This window comes from Microbacterium sp. R1, from assembly GCF_015159725.1.
Taxonomy (GTDB): Bacteria; Actinomycetota; Actinomycetes; order Actinomycetales; family Microbacteriaceae; genus Microbacterium; species Microbacterium oxydans.
Genome location: NZ_JADDUD010000001.1, coordinates 1,503,973 through 1,522,268, shown reverse-complemented (window position 1 = coordinate 1,522,268; position 18,296 = coordinate 1,503,973). Strand labels below are relative to the sequence as shown.

Genomic DNA, 18,296 nt, shown 5'->3' with positions numbered 1-18,296 from the left:
GACCACATCGAAGCTCCCCCGGGTGAATTAGGGGCGGAGCCGGACGATCGCGGAAGTGACGTGCCTAGCATGTGCGGAGCGGGGCTCCGCCGCGGAGTGGACTCCCGAGATCATCGGCTGAGGGCGGTCGACTCAGCCCGAAGAAGGGAAGCATCCATGGCTGAACTCATCGTCATCTCGTTCGACAGCGAGCCACAGGCGGAAGGTGCCTACGACGAGATCCTGTCGCTGCAGAACGATCTGGTCGTCGAGCTCGCGGGCCTGGCGCTCGTGAAGGTCGACGAGAAGGGCAAGACCAAGGTCGAGTACCCGGGTGCAGCGGGGAACATCGGCGTCGGTGCCGCTGGAGGCGCGCTGTTCGGCATGCTGATCGGTCTGCTCTTCTTCGTCCCGTTCGCCGGGCTGCTGTTCGGCGGCCTCTTCGGCGCGCTGTTCGCCGGGCTGGACAAGACCGGTATCGACGCCGAATTCCGGGACCGGGTGAAGAACGCGGTCTCCGATGGCAAGTCCGCCGTCGTCGTCTACGCGACGAAGATCACGGAGGACAAGTTCGCCGCCGCTCTCGCGCCGTTCAACGGCACCGTCGTGCAGACCTCCCTCTCGGCGGAGGACGAGAAGGAGCTCATCCACGACCTCGGCGGCGCGAGCTGACCAGCACTGTCGAGGAAGCCAGCACTGTCGAGGAAGAAGGGCCCCGCTCCTGGAGCGGGGCCCTTCTTCGCGTCCGCCCGGCCTCAGCGATCGAGGATCGCGCGGGTCGTCACCTCGGGCCGCAGATCGAGCCTCCGCAGCAGCTGGGCGTTGAGCGCGACCACGATCGTCGACAGCGACATCAGGATCGCCCCGACCGACATCGGCAGCACGAAGCCGATAGGCGCGAGCACACCCGCAGCCAACGGGACGGACAGCAGGTTGTAGCCCGCGGCCCACCACAGGTTCTGCTTCATCTTGCGGTAGGCCGCGCGCGAGAGCTCGATGACCGAGAGCACGGAACGCGGATCGTCGCTGGCGAGGATGACCCCCGCCGACGCGATCGCGACATCCGTTCCGGCACCGATGGCCAGACCCACGTCGGCCTGCGCGAGTGCGGGTGCGTCGTTGACGCCGTCGCCGACCATCGCGACCTTGCGACCTTCGTGCTGCAGCTCCTGCACCTTCGCGGCCTTGTCCTCGGGGCGTACGCCCGCGAAGAACCGGTCGATGCCCAGATCTGCCGCGACCGTGTGCGCGACGGCTTCCGCATCGCCGGTGATCATGACCACCTGCACCCCGAGGGCATGCAGCGCATCGACGGCTTCGCGCGACTCCGGACGGATCTCGTCGGCAAGCTTCAGCGCCCCGATCACCTGCCCGTCCTGCACCACGTGCAGGATGATCGCACCGTCCTCGCGCCACTGCTCGGCGACGGGAAGCTCGTCGGACCGCTCCTCCGTCAGCAGGTGCGGGCCGCCGACGCGCACCGTCGTCCCGTCGACGGTCGCCGTCACGCCGACCGCCGGCGACGACGTGAAGTCGCGACTCGCCGGCACGGACAGTCTCTTCTCGGCCGCGGCGCGCACGATCGCCTTCGCCAGAGGGTGCTCGCTGTCGGCCTCGGCGGCGGCGGCGAGCGCCAGCACCCGGTGGGCGTCATGCCCGCCGGAGACCGAGACCTCCGACACGGTCGGTTCGCCCTTGGTGAGTGTCCCGGTCTTGTCGAACAGGACCGTATCGACGGTGCGCATGCTCTCCAGCGCGAGCCTGTCCTTGACCAGGACGCCACCGCGAGCCGCCCGCTCGGTCGCGATCGACACCACGAGCGGGATCGCCAGGCCCAGGGCGTGCGGGCAGGCGATGACCAGCACCGTGATCGTGCGGATCACGGCGGCGTCGGGGAAGCCGACGAGTGTCCAGACGATCGCGGTGATCGCCGCGGATCCGAGCGCGAACCAGAACAGCCATCCCGCTGCCGTGTCCGCGAGGCGCTGAGCGCGCGAGGACGAGCTCTGCGCCTCGGTCACGAGTCTTTGGATGCCGGCCAGCGTGGTGTCGTCGCCGGTCGCCGTGATCTCCACCCGCAGCCCGGAATCGGTGGCGACCGTGCCGGCGGTGACCTGGTCGCCACTGCCGCGAGTGACCGTGCGGGATTCGCCTGTCACCATCGATTCGTCCATGGACGCACGTCCGTCGACGATCCGCCCATCGGCCGGCACGCTTCCGCCGGGCCGCACGATCACGATGTCGCCGACCCGGAGGTCGACTGGTGAGACCACGACGACCTGCCCGTCCTCCACACGCTCCGCCTCGTCCGGCAGGAGTGCCGCGAGCGAGTCGAGAGCAGAGGTCGTCTGCGCGAGCGATCGCATCTCGATCCAGTGTCCGAGCAGCATGATCACGATGAGGAGCGCGAGCTCCCACCAGAAGTCGAGCTCGTGGTGCAGGACGCCGAGGCTCGCTCCCCACGACGCGAGGAATGCGACAGTGATCGCGAGCCCGATGAGCAGCATCATGCCGGGCTTGCGCGAACGGATCTCGCTGACGGCACCCGTGAGGAAGGGCTTGCCTCCCCACACGTACATCACGGTTCCCAGCACGGGTGAGACCCAGGCCAGGCCCGGCACGTCGGGCAGGGTGTAACCGAGGATCATCGCGAACATGCCGGAGAGCACGACGGTGGGGACGGCGAGGGCCAGCATGATCCAGAACAGTCGCCGGAACTGGGCCACGTGATCGCCGTGCCCGCCGTGACCCGCGTGATCGCCGTGACCCGCATGGGAGTCGTGACCCGCATGGGAGTCGTGGCCCGCATGCGCAGCTGCGCCCTGCGGACGGTCGGGGCTTCCCGGCTCGCTCTGGGCGGTACCGTGCGCCTCATGCGCGGTGTGGTCGTGGTGCGGAGTGCTCATCACCCTCTCCTCCTCGGAAGATCGATGCCGTGCGGGGCCACGGGTGTGCGCCCCCGCACGGGTGAAACGTTCAGGCAGCGGCGGCGTACTTCGCCGGGTCGGCGTCGAACGCCGGCCCGCACCCCGCGCAGCAGAAGTAGTAGCGCGTGCCTTCGTAGTCGCGGAACAGGCCGGCGGCCTCGGCATCCGCGATGACGACGGGACTGCCGACCATCACCGGACACTCCGCCATGTCCCCGGCTGCGGGCGCCAGCAGGTCCTTGCGTCCATCGGCGGACACGGCGGTGGTGCTGTTCACGCTGCAGCAGGAGGCTGCGGGGGAATCGGACATGACATTCTCCTCTGGGGTATCAACGGGTTCCGGGCGTGGAGACCGATGCCGCGCGATCCTGCGCCGCACCGCTCCGTGCCGGAGAGGGATCCGCCGCCTGGCTCCGGAAGGAGCGCAGCCGGAGGCTGTTGCCGACGACGAAGACGCTGGAGAACGCCATCGCCGCACCGGCGAGCATGGGGTTGAGCAGACCGAGGGCCGCGAGCGGGATCGCCGCGACGTTGTAGGCGAAGGCCCAGAAGAGGTTGCCCTTGATCGTGCCGAGTGTCCGTCTCGAGAGGCGGATCGCGTCCGCGGCGCTGCGCAGATCGCCGCGGACGAGCGTGATGTCGCTCGCCTCGATCGCGACGTCGGTGCCTGTGCCCATGGCCAGCCCCAGGTCGGCCTGGGCGAGCGCGGCCGCATCGTTGACGCCGTCGCCGACCATCGCGACGACCTTGCCCTCGCGCTGGAGCCGGGTGACCACGTCGACCTTGTCCTTCGGCAGCACTTCCGCGATCACCTCGGCGATCCCGACCTCCGCCGCGATCTGCTCGGCCACCGCTCTGTTGTCGCCGGTGAGAAGGATGGGCGTCAGCCCCAGACTCTTCAGCTGCGAGATGGCCTGCGCGCTGGTCGGCTTCACGGTGTCGGCCACCACGAGCACACCACGGGCTTCCCCGTCCCATCCCACGGCGATGGCCGTCTTGCCCCGACTCTCCGCCTCCGCCTTCGCCGAAGCGAGGTCGGCGGGCAGATGCTGCGACCACTCCGCCAGCAGCGATTCACGGCCCACCAGCACGGCATGTCCGTCGACGACGCCCTGGACGCCCTTGCCTTCGAGGTTGACGAAGTCCTCCGCCGCGGGGAGCGCTCCGATCTCCTGGGTCGCGGCCTTCGCCACCGCCTGCGCGATCGGGTGCTCCGAGGCATCCTCCACCGCACCCGCAAGGCGGAGCAGCTCGCGCCTGTCGACCCCCGCCGCGGTGTGCACCGCGGTGAGTGTCATCCTGCCGCTGGTGACGGTCCCGGTCTTGTCGAGCACCACCGTGTCGACCTTGCGGGTCGACTCGAGCACCTCAGGACCCTTGATCAGGATGCCCATCTGCGCGCCACGTCCCGTTCCCACCAGCAGCGCGGTCGGCGTCGCGAGACCGAGTGCACACGGGCACGCGATGATGAGGACGGCGACAGCGGCGGTGAAGGCGGCCGACGCCGGGAATCCGGCTCCGAGCCAGGCTCCGAGCGTGGCGATGGCGATCGCGATGACGATGGGCACGAAGATCCCCGACACACGGTCGGCGAGCCGCTGCACCTCGGCCTTCCCGGTCTGCGCGTCCTCGACCAGCTTCGCCATCTGCGCCAGCTGCGTGTCGGATCCGACGCGCGTGGCACGGATGATCAGACGACCGCCCGCGTTGACGGTCGCGCCGGTCACGGCATCCCCCTCGCCCACCTCCACCGGCACCGATTCACCGGTGAGCATCGAGGCGTCCACCGCTGAGGTCCCCGACACGATGATGCCGTCGGTGGCGATCTTCTCTCCTGGGCGCGCGACGAACTCATCTCCCGGCTTCAGTTCGGCGGTGGGGATCCGCGTCTCGATGCCGTCGCGGATCACGGCGACGTCTTTTGCGCCGAGTTCGAGCAGCGCCCGCAGTGCCGCCCCGGCCTGGCGCTTGGACCTCTTCTCGAAGTAGCGCCCGGCGAGGATGAACATCGTCACCCCGGCGCCCACCTCGAGATAGATGTTCGCCGCACCGTCGCTGGGTGCCACGGTCAGTTCGAACGGGTGCGTCATGCCGGGTGCCCCCGCGGTCCCGAAGAACAACGCGTACAGCGACCACAGCAGTGCGGCGATCGTTCCCATCGAGATCAGCGTGTCCATGGTGGCAGCGCCGTGCCGGAGGTTCGTCCACGCCGCCTTGTGGAACGGCCATGCCGCCCACACGATGACGGGTCCGGCCAGAGCCAGCGAGAGCCACTGCCAGGAGGTGAACTGCAGCGCCGGGATCATCGCCATCGCGATGACGGGCACGGTCAGGATGATCGAGGCGACGAGCCGGTGCCTGAGGCTGGTCAACTCCGCGTCCGACGCGTCGGTCACCTCGCCGGCGGGCGTCTTCGCTTCCGGCATGGGGAGAACGGCGGTGTAGCCGGTCTTCTCCACCTCCGCGATGAGCAGCGCCGGGTCGAATCCCTCCGGTGCGGTCACCTTGGCCTTCTCCGTCGCGTAGTTCACGGTCGCGGTGATGCCGTCGATCCGGTTGAGCTTCTTCTCGATCCGCATCGCGCACGATGCGCAGGTCATGCCGCCGATCTCCAGCTCGACGCTGGTCGGTGCGGCTGCGGACTGCGTGTCCGTCATGGTGATCTCCTCGATCCTCGCGCTGCCCGTACGACGGCGGGAAGCGCACTTCTTGTGGACGGTTTCAGTGCTCGTCGTGCTCGTCTTCGCCCGTGCCCGTCGACGACCCGTCGGCCGGAGCTTCCGCGTCCAGCACGAACGCTGCGGTGTGCACCGTCCCGTCCACCTGGAAGTCGAGGTAAAGCAGGTATCGTCCCGCGGTGGGCGTCTGGGCGGTGAAGACCACCTCGGGGCCGGCGACGTCGCCGGGAGCCGGCTCATCGCCGTGCGCGTGGACGTGCAGGTAGGCGAGGTCTCCCTCCCGCAGCGCGACGAGGTGGCCGAAGGCGCCCAGGTAGGGCTCGAGCGTCGTGACGGGCACGCCGTGTCGGCTGACCTCGACGGTCAGCTCGCTCGCAGCACCGGCGACGAGGGCGCCGGTGATCGACACGTCGAAGCCGTCGACGGCCGCGCGCCTCTCGGTTCCGGTCGGGGGACGCGGTTGGAAAACGCCCGCGATGTCCACCGTCCGTGAAAGTGTCACCGGTGTCCCGCCCGTCGCGGTGAAGTCCGCGTAGACGCGGTAGGTTCCCGCCGCATCCCAGGTCCACGGCAGCGACCACGTGCCCGTGTGTTCGTCCCGTTCGGGATGGACATGGCGGTACCCGCTGCCGTCACTGCGCACCACGATCAGGTGCAGCTGCTTGCCGTGCGCGGTCTCATACGAGGTGACGGGGGTGCCGGCGGCGTCCCGGATCACGAAGGACAGCTCCCCCGCGACTCCGCTTTCGTCCGGCGCTTCGACTACGCCCATGGCGTATCCCGATGCGGCGATGGTCACTCCACTCACGTCGATCTCCTCGTCCATCGCGTTCTGAGTGTTCTGCTCTGCGCCTTGCGGGGACGGCCCGTCATGACCGGCGCCCGCGCGTCCCATCCAGGACGCGACCGCACTGTCCGGGACGATGGCGCCCGCCGCGGCGAATGCGATGCCGAACACCATCACGAGTCCCGCGCAGTAGAGGCCGAGACGGCCAGCGGTGTTCATCAGGCCGGCACCGCCTGGTATCCGGCCTCGTCGACGGCTGCGAGGATCACCGCATCGTCGAGCGGGTGTGCGCTCGTCACGACGAGCCTGCCGGTCTGTGCGCTGACGTCGATCGAGTCGACTCCGGGAACCCGGCCGACCTCGCTGCGGATAGCGACCTCGCAGTGGCCGCAGCTCATCCCGCTCACCTGGTACTCGCTCGTGCTCATGACGGTTCCTCTTTCGTTCTCGCATACCCGGGTGGGGTACTCCTTCACGCCAACCCTATACCCTCCAGGGGTATTCCCGTCAACCGGGCGCGCTCGTCTCGCCGATCGCGCGCATCGCCCGCCGGGGGTGATCGAAGCGTCTCGGTCACGCGGCGGGATGACAGCCTGGACCCGCTGCCGACACTCGGCGAGAAGCGAGGATCTGACATGACCGGACACCCCTCCCTACCTTCGTGGCGCGACACTCCGACCCGCACGGACATCGAGGATTTCGTCGCCGCCGTGACCGTGGGGCCGGACGCAGTCCCCGTCGAGGAGCGGATCGCCGTGTTCGACAACGACGGGACGCTGTGGCCCGAGAAGCCCATGATCACCCAACTGCACTATGTCGTCGAGCAGTGGCGAGCCGCCGCCGAGCGCACACCCGAGCTCGCCGAGCGCCAGCCCTACCTCGCGGCCGTGAGCGGCGATTACGGCTGGCTGGGCACGGCGATCGACAAGCACTACGGTGGCGACGACTCGGATCTGACGATCATCATCCAGGCGCTCGTCGGGCTCACGCACGGGATGAGCGTCGAGGACTACGCGCGTTCGGTGGCCGAGTTCTATCGCACCGCTCAGCACCCGACATTGAAGCGCCCCTATTCCCAGACGGTCTATCAGCCCATGGTCGAGCTGCTCCGATACCTGGAGCACCACGGCTTCACCTGCTACATCGTCTCCGGCGGCGAGCGCGACTTCATGCGTCCCATGACGCAGGCGAACTACGGTATCCCTCCGGAGCGCGTGGTCGGATCGGCCTTCGGCCTGACATGGGACGATGCGGACGCGACGGTGCGGTATTCCTCCTCCCTCGCCTTCTTCGACGACGGTCCGGAGAAACCCGTCCGCATCTGGACGCGCATCGGCAGGCGCCCGCTGTTCGTCGGCGGCAACTCGAACGGCGACACCGCGATGATGGACTTCGCCCGGCGTGGGCCCCGCCCCGGATTCGCGATCCTGATCCACCACGACGACCCGTCACGCGGTGACACCCCCTATGACGCCGGCGCGGAGAAGGCCCTCGCGAGCGCCGACGACAAGGGCTACACGGTGGTCAGTGTGAAAGACGACTGGGCGACGGTGTTCCCCGCGGCTCCCTGATCACTCACGAGACAGCATGGCCGCTGCCTCGAGCTCGAGATCGCGGTACTGCTCGGTGCTGACGTCGACGCCGACACCCATCAACCTGCCGCCCGTGAACGGGAACGGATTGCGGTACTGCCGACTCACCGGATCCGCACTGTCCCATCCCACGCAGAGCCCGTCCCCGCACAGGGTGAACTTGCCGACCTGCGCGCGCATCGGCCCGGAGGCGACCGCCTCATCGTCCACGTAGAGCGTGGCTGTCCCCACCGACTCACCGTGCTCGCCGGCGCTCTCGCGGGTGAAGTCCACGCCCAGCGTGTGCGGTCCGGGCGTGAGCTCCGCGGAGGTGAACGTCTGCTCTGGGGGGATGCCGAGGAAGTTGTAGACATACGAGAGACGGTTGTCCTTGATGAAGAGGGTGTGACCGCCGAATCTCGACCCGTGCGCGAAGATCACTCCTTCCGCTCCCTCTTCCAGCACGACGTCGGCGACGATCTTGTACGACCGCCCGCGCAGGTTGACCGCGACGCTCTCCGGCACCGCATCGGTCCCCGGGTAGTACACGTAGCGTTCTCGAGCCGGTTCCGCCTGCGGGCGCTCGACGTTGAGCAGTTCGCGAGCGGAGCGGTCGTCCAAGGGAAGCGCGAAGTTCGCCTTCGCCTCGTCGAACCACACGGCGATGAGCTCCTGAAGCTTCTCGGGGTGCTCGGCGGCGAGGTCCTTCGACTCGGAACGGTCCGAATCGACGTGATACAGCTCCCACACGTCGTCGTCGAAGTGCCCCTTGCCGCTGAGCGGCGCGTGGACGGCGGCCGCCTTCCAGCCGTCCTTCCAGATGCCGCGTGTTCCGAGCATGGAGTAGTACTGAGTCCGCTTCTGCGTGGGCGCGTCCGGATCGGCGTCGAAGCTGTACTTCATCGACACTCCGTCGAGCGGATGCTGCTGCACACCTCGGAATGTCTCCGGCATCTCGATCCCGATCACGTCGAGCACGGTGGCGACGACATCGACCGAGTGGTGGTATTGATGACGCAGCTCCCCCTTCGCGCTGATCCCCTTCGGCCAGTGGATGACCATCGGGTCGCACGTTCCCCCTGCATACTGCGAGTAACGCTTGAACATCTGGAACGGCGTCGAGAACGCGGCAGCCCACCCGGTCGGATAGTGGTTGTAGGTGTCTGCGGATCCGAGGCGGTCGATCATCGCGAGGTTCTCCGCGAGGTCGTCGGGATACCCGTTGAAGAACTTGTTCTCATTCACCGAGCCGTCCGGAGATCCCTCCCCCGAAGCTCCGTTGTCGGCGCAGTAGAAGACCAGCGTGTTGTCGAGCTGATCCGTCTCCTCCAGGTAGTCGATGATGCGACCCACCTGCGTATCCGTGTACTCGGAGAATCCGGCGAACACCTCTGCGAAGCGGGCGAACAGCCTCTTCTCGTCGTCGTTGAGCTCGTCCCAGGGGCGCACGCGATCCGCGGGGTTCGCCACGTCGTCGGGAAGCGGGTTGAGCGGTGTCATCGCCGTGCCCTCCGGCAGCACTCCCTTCTCGATCATGCGATCGAGCACCCACTCCCGGTAGGCGTCGTAGCCGTCGTCGAACCGGCCCTTGTACTTGGCGATGTACTCCTCTGGTGCATGGTGCGGCGCGTGGTTCGCGCCAGGACAGAACCAGAGATACCAGGGCTTGGAAGGATTCGAAGCCTGCTGATTGCGGATCATCTTCAGGGCCTGGTCGGCGAGGTCCTTCGACAGGTGGTAGCCCTGTTCCGGCGTGGCCGGCGCCTCGATGAAGTGGTTGTCCTCGACCAGGTCCGGGTACCAGTTGTTGGTCTCTCCCCCCAGGAATCCGTAGAACCGGTCGAAGCCGAGCTGCAGGGGCCACATCGATCGGTCCCCGCCGGGGGCGTTGTCCTCTTCCGGGACGTTGTGGTCCTTGCCCACCCAGAAGGTCGAGTAGCCGTTCTGCTGCAGGATCTGGCCGATCGTCGCGCACTCCCCCGGCAGGCGTCCCGCGAATCCGGGGAACCCGTTGGTGCCCTCCATGATGACCCCGGCGCGGTTCACGTGGTGGTTTCGACCGGTGAGCATGGTCGATCGGGTCGGGGAGCACAGCGCCGTCGTGTGCCACTGCGTGTACGTGAGCCCGTCTCGGGCAAGGCGGTCCATCGTGGGCATGCTGATGCGGCCACCGTACGGCGACCAGGAGGCGAGTCCCGTGTCGTCGTAGAGCACGACGAGGACGTTCGGTGCACCATCGGGAGCCTTCCGCAGCTCGTACGGTGACCAGTCCGGGACCGAGTCCCGCACGTCCAGTTCGATCTGACCGGCGAAGTCCGCGTTGAATTCCGACATCCTCTGCTCCTTCGATCATGAATGCGAGGCCGGCGACGTCACAGCGGCGCCACCCTCCACGTCTGTGTCTGTGTCTGTGTCTGTGTCGACGTCGCTCCGGCCCGCACTCGTCCCGTCGGCATCGGACGCCCCCGCGACCGCTGGGGAGGGAAGCTCCGGACGTCGGAGCAGCTCGATCACGATCACGAAGACGACGAGCCCGGCGGTCACGCCGAGCACGGTCCCGAACGTCACAGGTCTGGTCACGACGAGGACGAGCACCGCGATCGCCATGCCCACGAGCAGGAGGGGTCCATGGAACCGCTCGATCATGAGGCCGAGCCGACCTGTCGACAATCCGCGACGCTCCCACGTGCCGCGTGTTGCGGAGAACCCGCTGTCGAGTGCGCTCCGCAGGGCCACGGCCGCACGGCTCGTGCCTGCACCCCATGCCCAGACAGCGATCAGCACGCCGACCATCGCCAGCGCGGCGATCGTCGGGCTCAACAGCGACGTCACCTGATCGAACAGCGACTGCGCGGCCGCCGCGGTCATGATCGACGGGCTGACGGCACCGATGAAGAACGTGCGCCCGATGCCCACCCCTCCTGCGAGGAGGAGGAATGCGGCAGCGAACGCCGCACTGGTCCAGAACAGTGCCCGCAGTCGGTTGCGCACCACCGCGATGCCGACGACCACGAGACCGAGAACGACCCATGGCAACCAGAAGCCGGCGGCGACGGCCACCTGGTACAGGGTGCGCACCAGCACCAGCGCGTCGGCCTGAGCGATCGGAATCGATCTGTCGATCGCGGGGATGAGGTCGGCGAATCCGACGCCGCGTTCTTTCAAGGCGTCCTTGACCCGGTCGACGACGAGACCGAGATCTACCGAGAGCACACCGTCATCTGCGAGTTGCAACGCGGTGCCTGGGCTGTTCTGCATGATCGCGACAGCGCGCTCATGGGTGAAACGGAGCGACTGAGCCCAGATGTCGGCGAATTGGTCGGAGGCGACGACGTCATGGATGACACCGTCGACGAGGGAGGTCAGTCCGCTGGCCGCCGGCGCTTCCAACAGGGAGAGCGCCGACGAGGCTCGCGGTGGCAGATCGAGCTCACGGAGCCCGTCGAACACGTCGCCGACGACGGCGTCGAAGTCCACCTGCTCCTGGATGGCGGAGCTGACCTGATCGGCGACGAAGTCCTGAACGTCGGGGTCGGCTGCGAGAGGTGCGAACGTCGCGACGAAGCGATCGGCGTCCACGAGCTGCAGACGCGCCCACGTCCCCATGGCGGCGATCGGCGCCAACAGCACCGCCACCGCCAGGACGATTCCCGCGACGACGCTCCTGGCCACCGGACGGCGTCGTGGCTTCGCGAGCTCGGCGTTCTCCTGCTCCAGCAGGGCGACTCGTGCCCGTAGCTCGTCCAGTTCGCTCATTCGCGCTCTCGTCTCTGCTGTCGTTCCAGCGGCGGGCGATCTCGTCGTCAGCTCAGGAGCTTCTGCTTCGCTGCGGCGAACTCGGCTTCCGAGAGCACACCGGAGTCCTTCAGGGATGCGAGCTGCTGCAGCTTCGCGATCAGATCGTTCCCCGCTGCGGGGGCTGCCGGCGGCGGTGAGGAGTACTGCGTGGCGGCGTTCTGCGCGGCAGCGTCGATCTGTGCCTGCTGCTGCGCGGCCTCGTACTGCTGCTGTTCGTACTCCCCCTGTGCACGCTGCTCCTGGTGCCGTGACATCGCACCGCCGATGGCTGTCGCTGTTCCCGCAACCACCGCGGTCCTGGCCGCGAGGCCGATGAGCCCCGGCCGGCCGAATCTTCTCAAGGGCATGTCATTCACCTTCCTGGTCGAGGATGTCCATCACCGCGTTCACCACGGGCGCCGGGACGCGCTCCGTGCGCAGCACCTCGCCCCCCGCCGCCGCGAGGTTCTGTGCAAGGGCGCGCGCGAAGGTGAGCTCGAGTACCACGAGTGCCGCAGACCGGCCCGGCGCGAGCGACGCGGCCAGCGCCTCGACGTCCTCCTCACCTGCCAAGCCCGCGGCGATCGGCTCGAAGTCATCCAGACCGAGCGAGCCGTCCTCATCCTCGAGCTCGACGACCTCGACCGTCCCCGTCTCCGATTTCGCGATCACGACGAAGTCGAGCAGCCGCACCACTCCGCTGTCGACGAGATCGGTCAAGGCACGGAAAGTCGCCGGATCCGGACGCGACCCCTCGAACCCGACGAGGTAGAACTCGGCCGGACCGAATCGGAAGTCATTCATGAAGATTCCCTTCTCACGGCGCGCACGCCGACCGTGAACGACTCGATGCTCGCACCGCCTCCCCGGAAAAGCGCCGCGCTCTCACCCGCGGAGGATGAGAGCTCCGGCGCCGGCCCGACGCCGGGTCGCCCGTGCAGGGTGACCGGTGCGTTCGCTCCGCGGTCACCGCTGGCACCATCGCCGTAAGCAACAACTCAACGAAAGAGGTGCGACGTGTCCATTTGGGAAAGCTTCTGGGACATCATCTGGTGGTTCTTCTGGGTCTTCGTGTTCGTCTCCTACCTGATGGTGCTCTTCAACATCGTCGCCGACCTGTTCCGGGATCACACTCTCAACGGCTGGTGGAAAGCCGTCTGGATCATCTTCCTGATCTTCGTCCCGTTCCTCACGGCGCTCATCTACCTGATCGCGCGCGGCAGGGGCATGGGCGAACGGAGCGCGTCGGCGTACCGCGAACAGCAGCACGCAGCGGACTCCTACATCCGCAGCGTCGCCGGGTCGAGCCCCAGCGATGAGATCGACAAGGCGTCCAAGCTGCTCGCCGCCGGCACGATCACCCCGGACGAGTTCTCGGCCATCAAGGCCCGTGCGTTGAGCTGACGTCGTGGCTGAGGCGGTCGATCTGACGAGACTCCGGGCGCTCGGCGACGTGGAGTTCGTCGTCGTCCGCCTCGAGGACGACCGCCTCGGCTCCCACGTCCTCGAGGCGCTCCTACGCCAGGTGGAGAACGGCGCCATCCGCCTGCTCGACGTCGTGATCATCAGGCGTCTCGGTCCTGACGAACATCGCCTCGTCGAGGTGGATCGCGATGATTTCACGCTCGCGGGTCTGGTCCTGGGAACGCCGGGGCTCATCGGAGCGGACGATGCAGGACACTTCGCCGCGAGGATCCCGATCGGTGCTCTCGCCGCCCTGTTCCTCGTCGAACTCGCCTGGGTGGAGCGGTTCGCCCGCGACGTGGACTGCAGGATCGATCGGATCCTCACGACGCAGCAGATCCCTGCCAGGGTCGCGAACACCGTCCTCTCGTCGGCCCTTCGCGGGCCGTGACTCCGTTCAGGGATGGCGCGGGTCAGACGGTCGTGCGCACGGCCTCGCGACGCGACGACACTCCGAGCTTCCGGTAGATCGCGCGCTGGTGCGTCTTCACCGTGTTGATCGACACCGCGAGCTCACGAGCGATCTCCTGCAGGGTACGCGCTGTCTGCAACTGCTGGAAGACGTCGCGCTCCCGTTCGGAGAGAGCGTCCACCGGCGAACCCGCGTTGTCCTTCGCCAGTGATCTGCCGATGAAGTCCTCGAACTGCGTCCCGAAGTGCACGTGCTCGGCCAGCAGTTTGCGCGCGGCCGCGTCGCGCGGACCGAACGGAAGACGGATGTCCTCCCCCGCGGCGACGGCGACAGCGGCCTCGCACAGCTCATGTGCCTCGTCGTGGTGGCCCGCACGACGTCGCAGCAATGCCGCCGTGAGCAGGGTCGAGGCCTTCACGTAGGAGACGTCGCCGAAAGCGCGCAGTGACCTCAGCATCTCCAGTGCGGCGGCGTACTCGCCGGCGCGCCGGAGCACACCCGACAGCGCGACGTTGACGACCGGCAGGTCAGGGCAGTGGATGTATTTCCGGGCGATCCGCATCGCGCGGTCCTGTCGACCGACGGCTTCTTCGAGCAGAGCGACCGACGACTCTCGGAAGGCCGGCCACGAGATGCCGTGCACCACCTCCAGCGGAATGTCTTGGATACCGATCGCCGCGCGGCGGCAGACGGCGACGTCTCCGGTCTCCGCAGCCGCGTAGGCGATCATCATGCGAGCCACACTCGTGAAGGAATGGTCGGAGCCGGCGTTGTGGACGACGACGCCGAACTCGCGGATCGCGTCGTCGAGCTCCCCCGCCCAGTACGAGACGTATCCCGCTGCCACGGCCGCGCTGCCTCCCGCATACGTGCTCCACGGAAGTCCGACATCATCGGCGCGCTCGACGGTACGGAGCGTTCGCCGTGCCTCGACGAATCGGCCGGCCCAGGTCTGTCCGAAGGCGAGGTGCCCGAGTGATCGCTTCGCGAGTTCGCGATCCCCTGAATTCTGCGCCTCCCGGGCCGCGGCGGAGAAGTACTCGAGAGGGACTGCCGGGTTACCGCGATGACGGATCTCCGTCCATCCGAGGAGATAGTTGAGCGCGGCTCGGTCCCCGAGATCCGTGGAATCCGCTTCGAGCAGCATCTGCCGCACCTTCGCGCTCGCATCCGCCACCGCCGCACGCTCGTCCGCGATGAAGAGCCGCGCGATCTGCAGGACGGCGGGCTCGTCGACACCGCCCGGTGTCGCCACCGTCGCCTCCGCCCGACGGAACAGCTCCCTCGCCACGCGATGATCGCCGAGCACGTCGCTGGCGCACGCACGCACCAGAAGCACCTGCGCGTCGTCGGGCACCCGATGCAGCATCTCCATCGCCGTGCGTTCGACCTCGTCGGCGCGGGCACCGACCACGAGCCCCACCCAGTGCCGGAGCAGCGTCTCTCTGGCACCGAAGAAGTCCGAGGCGTGGAGCGAATGCGCGATGGACGCTGTCGGATCGGTCGCCTCGAGTGCGGACGCCGCGCGACGATGACATGCGGCAGCGCGCTCCGCATCACCGGCCAGAATCTCCGCGCACCGCCGTGCGAAGGACGCGTGCCATCGGTACACGACACCGTGCGGACCCTCGAACCTGTCGAGGAAGAGACCGAGTCGCACGCACGTCTCCAGCATCGCCGGAGCATCGGCACGACCGGTGACCGCTGCAGCGAGCTCGGGAGTCAGCTCACCGCAGATGCTGGCCTCGAGGACGAAGCTCGAGACCTCGACCGGGAGTGCACCCAGCACGTGCTCTCTCACGTAACCGCCGAGGAAGCTCGAAGCGCTCTGTGCGCGGCTGTCCGGCTTGGCTCCGCCGATCATCATCAGTCTGACGGCGATAGGCCAGCCTCTGGTCTCCTCCATGATCGTCGCGCACGAGAGGCCGTCCGGTTCCTGGTCGAGGAGTTGCTGCACCTCGTCCCCGGTGAAGCTGAGTGTCTCCGCACCGACGAACGAACCGGGATGTGTCACCCGGTGCCGGGAAAGCGTCACCTCGAGAAGCGTCGTCCCCACCAGCACCACGCTGAGAGTGTCCGGAGCCTGCTCTGCCAGCATCCCCAGCAGACCTTCGCGCCACGCCTCTCCTGCGCGATGCGCATCGTCGACGACGAGATGCACGCGTTCCCCCGACTCCTCGAGGACTCGGCAGATCTCCTGATAGGCGCGATAGGGATCCTCCAGGTCCCGGTCGAGGTCGAGGTCGAGACCCGAGCGCTCAGCGGCTTCGACGAGCGCGTTAACGACCCCCTGAGCCAGCCTGGCGGGATCGGAGTCGAACGTGCTGAGCCCGAGCCATGCGACATGGTCGAGGCGGCATGCCCAATCGGCGACCGCGGTCGTCTTGCCGAAACCGCTCGGGGCGCTGACCACGGTCAGCGGGTGATGGGCTGCGGCTTCCTCCACCGCTGCGCTCACCCGTGCACGGTGGATGGCGCCCGGCTGGGGTGCGGGCGGCCGGAATCGCACCGTTGGTCCCGGTCTCGACGAACGTACGGGGTGCGACATGGCACCAAGCTAGTGGCGTCTCGAACACCCCTTCAAGGCCATCCTCCGGGTGATCTTTACCCGGCGGCTTCGGTGGCCGCGTCGCGTCTGAGCGCGTCCGCCGTGCGGATGAACAGGATGATCCAGGTGAACACGAGGGTGCCGGCCACCAGCTCGACCGCAGTGAGCGTGTAGTAGCCGATGGCGAAGAAGACCGACAGCACCACGATGACGAGCAGGAAGACGTACCCCAGCATGAGGAAGGTCCGCGAGACTCCCGGCACCCACCGCCGGAGTCCGACGACGGCCACGGCGAACGCCACGACCATTCCCGACGCCACCCCGGTGTGGAGGGCGAAGTGTTCGTCCACGGGGAACACACCGACCAACGCGAGGAAGACCCCGACGACGACGAGGCAGGTCCGAACCGCGATCACCCCGCGCGGATGCGTCGTCGGAACCTCCTTCGTCGCGTACCTCGCCAGCGTGGTGACCAGCACGCCTGCGACGATCAGAGTCAGGTTGAACGCTCGGGCCGACAGATCATCCGTCATGCCGAGCGCGCTGAGGTTCTCCTGCCACCATTGCGGATCACTCGCGGTCAGCATGCTCGCCAGGATCCCGAGGATCAGGAACACCGCGAGCACCGTCGCGAGCATCTGGAGATCGAGATGCGTCGACGAGTAGTACGTCACGTATGCCGAGAGTCCTGCCGCCGCCCCGGTGAGCATGAGCACCGGGACCGGGAAGACCACCGCTCCGCTGAACGCCGCTTCGATGACGACGGCTGCGAGTGTCCATCCGAGCAAGGCGATCACTGCGTGGGCGAAGGCGAAGGCAGCGATGTCGACGACGTCGAGCGCACCGAGGCGCTTCCGTCGTGCAGGATCGGAGGCGATCACGCGTCCTAAGACGAAGACCACGGTCGCCGTGACAGCGGACGCGAGCGCCGCGAACTGCCCGACGGAATCCGGCCCGGAGATGGGCGCCCCCTGCAGTCGGAACACCACGAGGGCGACGAGAGCGGCGATGATGAAGGCGCAGATCGAGATCTGAAGGCCGATGGCCTCTCGAGACCGTTCCCGCATGGCTCCCTTCGATCGGGCTGCCGTGAGGAGGTCCGGTGATGGGGGCGACGACGACATGTGCTCAGTCTGGGGCTCTGCTCCTGCCTGAGCGAGCGCCCTTCACCCCCCTGGGGCGATGGCGCCGCCACCCCAGGGCATCACCCCCGAGGGATGAGTGGCCGACCCGCGGCGAGCGCGCGCGTCGCATGCTGGTCGGATGTTGCGGATGAACCTGCGAGCGAGCGGTCGCCGCCCGTGAGTCTGGACGCGCTCTTCCCGGACGGCCTGTCGCCGTGGCAGATCGTGCTCGCGGTGCTCTCGGTCCTCGTCGGTTGGCTGCTCTCCCGTTTCGCACGCAAGGGCGTGCTCAAGATCACGAAGCGCGCACCGGGTATCTCGGACTCCGTCGCCCAGCTGGCGGCACGGTTCGCCCAGTACTCGCTGCTGCTGATCGGGATCGGGGTCGGGCTGGCCTTCCTCGGCGCGAATGTCCAACCGCTCCTGGCGATGACCGCGATCGCGGTCGTCGTTCTGGTCCTCGTGCTCCGCGGCGTCGCGGACAACGTCGCGGCCGGGGTGCTGATCCAATCCCGCCAGTCCGTGAAGATCGGCGAGGAGATAGAGGTCGAAGGGCCCGACGGCAAGCTGCGAGGAGTCGTGCAGGAGCTCAACGGCCGGTCGGTCATCCTCTCGACCGTCGACGGTCGGACCGTGCACGTACCGAACGCCGCCCTCCTCACCGGGGTCCTGGTCAACGACTCTCGCCACGGTGCGCGGTGCAGCACCCTCGACATCCGGGTCGAACGGGCGGACGGGATCGATGCTCATGACGTCGTGTCGATCATCTCCCGCGCCGCGAGCGAGGTCGAAGGAGTGCACACCCGCGAACATCCGGGCGTGATCTTCACATCGGTCTCCCCGGCCCGGTGGATGCTCGCGCTCCGCATCTGGCATCACCCGCTCCATGGCACGTCCGTGGTGTCAGCGACGATCCACGACGTGGCAGCGGCATTGGAAGCGGCGGGTCTGCGAGCCGTCGTCTCGGGACATCAGGACGTGCCGCCGCTGGTCGCTCCCGAGCCCTTCTGACCCGTCGACTACGCTTTC

Annotated in this window: 16 protein-coding genes; 5 read left to right on the top strand and 11 right to left on the bottom strand. The window is 67.8% G+C overall.

The features are described 5' to 3' along the window. The first annotated feature begins 156 nt into the window (after positions 1–156). Entirely contained in the window at positions 157–651 is a 495-nt protein-coding gene (locus ILP86_RS07520; RefSeq protein ID WP_193761706.1) for a DUF1269 domain-containing protein, read from the top strand. Positions 652–734: 83 nt separating this feature from the next. On the opposite strand, the gene ILP86_RS07515 is transcribed toward ILP86_RS07520, so the two are convergent. The 5 genes from ILP86_RS07515 to ILP86_RS07495 form a co-directional block, all read right to left on the bottom strand. Continuing rightward, positions 735–2,885, bottom strand: a complete 2,151-nt coding sequence (locus ILP86_RS07515; RefSeq protein ID WP_227750930.1) for a heavy metal translocating P-type ATPase — start codon at positions 2,883–2,885, stop codon at positions 735–737. A gap of 70 nt (positions 2,886–2,955) precedes the next feature. Beyond that, positions 2,956–3,216 carry a YHS domain-containing protein gene (locus tag ILP86_RS07510; protein WP_046746401.1) on the bottom strand — a complete coding sequence of 87 codons (261 nt, stop codon included), beginning with the start codon at positions 3,214–3,216 and terminating at the stop codon, positions 2,956–2,958. A 19-nt stretch (positions 3,217–3,235) separates the two neighbouring features. Beyond that, positions 3,236–5,563 carry a cation-translocating P-type ATPase gene (locus ILP86_RS07505; protein WP_193761705.1) on the bottom strand — a complete coding sequence of 776 codons (2,328 nt, stop codon included), beginning with the start codon at positions 5,561–5,563 and terminating at the stop codon, positions 3,236–3,238. Positions 5,564–5,627: 64 nt separating this feature from the next. Next, positions 5,628–6,590 carry a heavy-metal-associated domain-containing protein gene (locus ILP86_RS07500; protein WP_193761704.1) on the bottom strand — a complete coding sequence of 321 codons (963 nt, stop codon included), beginning with the start codon at positions 6,588–6,590 and terminating at the stop codon, positions 5,628–5,630. Beyond that, entirely contained in the window at positions 6,590–6,799 is a 210-nt protein-coding gene (locus tag ILP86_RS07495; RefSeq protein WP_193761703.1) for a heavy-metal-associated domain-containing protein, read from the bottom strand. Before ILP86_RS07495 ends, ILP86_RS07500 begins: the two co-directional genes overlap by 1 nt. Before the next feature lie 207 nt (positions 6,800–7,006). Here ILP86_RS07495 and ILP86_RS07490 point away from each other — a divergent pair, with 207 nt between their 5' ends. After that, positions 7,007–7,942 carry an HAD family phosphatase gene (locus tag ILP86_RS07490; protein WP_127012328.1) on the top strand — a complete coding sequence of 312 codons (936 nt, stop codon included), beginning with the start codon at positions 7,007–7,009 and terminating at the stop codon, positions 7,940–7,942. Here ILP86_RS07490 and ILP86_RS07485 read toward each other — a convergent pair whose 3' ends face one another. Genes ILP86_RS07485 through ILP86_RS07470 form a run of 4 tightly spaced genes read right to left on the bottom strand, consistent with a single transcriptional unit; the run spans position 7,943 to position 12,523 of the window. Further along, the gene (locus tag ILP86_RS07485) at positions 7,943–10,276 is read right to left on the bottom strand and encodes an arylsulfatase (protein WP_193761702.1); all 2,334 of its coding nucleotides are present in this window, start codon (positions 10,274–10,276) and stop codon (positions 7,943–7,945) included. A 15-nt stretch (positions 10,277–10,291) separates the two neighbouring features. Next, entirely contained in the window at positions 10,292–11,698 is a 1,407-nt protein-coding gene (locus ILP86_RS07480; protein ID WP_227750929.1) for a hypothetical protein, read from the bottom strand. A 47-nt stretch (positions 11,699–11,745) separates the two neighbouring features. Then, positions 11,746–12,087 (bottom strand): SHOCT domain-containing protein, encoded by a 342-nt coding sequence (locus tag ILP86_RS07475; RefSeq protein ID WP_113681332.1) that lies wholly within the window; start codon positions 12,085–12,087, stop codon positions 11,746–11,748. 1 nt (position 12,088) lies between these two features. Next, positions 12,089–12,523, bottom strand: coding sequence for a DUF6325 family protein (locus tag ILP86_RS07470; RefSeq protein ID WP_193761701.1), 435 nt, complete (start codon positions 12,521–12,523; stop codon positions 12,089–12,091). A gap of 213 nt (positions 12,524–12,736) precedes the next feature. Between ILP86_RS07470 and ILP86_RS07465 the strand changes: the two genes are divergently transcribed. Then, the gene (locus ILP86_RS07465; RefSeq protein WP_061015263.1) at positions 12,737–13,123 is read left to right on the top strand and encodes an SHOCT domain-containing protein; all 387 of its coding nucleotides are present in this window, start codon (positions 12,737–12,739) and stop codon (positions 13,121–13,123) included. A 4-nt stretch (positions 13,124–13,127) separates the two neighbouring features. Continuing rightward, positions 13,128–13,574, top strand: coding sequence for a DUF6325 family protein (locus tag ILP86_RS07460; RefSeq protein ID WP_061015262.1), 447 nt, complete (start codon positions 13,128–13,130; stop codon positions 13,572–13,574). 22 nt (positions 13,575–13,596) lie between these two features. On the opposite strand, the gene ILP86_RS07455 is transcribed toward ILP86_RS07460, so the two are convergent. Continuing rightward, complete coding sequence (locus ILP86_RS07455; protein WP_193761700.1) at positions 13,597–16,053, bottom strand: LuxR C-terminal-related transcriptional regulator; 2,457 nt, start codon at positions 16,051–16,053, stop codon at positions 13,597–13,599. Between the two features lie 146 nt (positions 16,054–16,199). Continuing rightward, entirely contained in the window at positions 16,200–17,210 is a 1,011-nt protein-coding gene (locus tag ILP86_RS07450; protein ID WP_181800737.1) for a DUF998 domain-containing protein, read from the bottom strand. Between the two features lie 234 nt (positions 17,211–17,444). On the opposite strand from ILP86_RS07450, the gene ILP86_RS07445 reads away from it, so the two are divergent. Continuing rightward, positions 17,445–18,278: a mechanosensitive ion channel family protein gene (locus ILP86_RS07445; protein ID WP_193761699.1), complete on the top strand. Its 834-nt coding sequence runs from the start codon at positions 17,445–17,447 to the stop codon at positions 18,276–18,278. Positions 18,279–18,296: the final 18 nt, after the last annotated feature.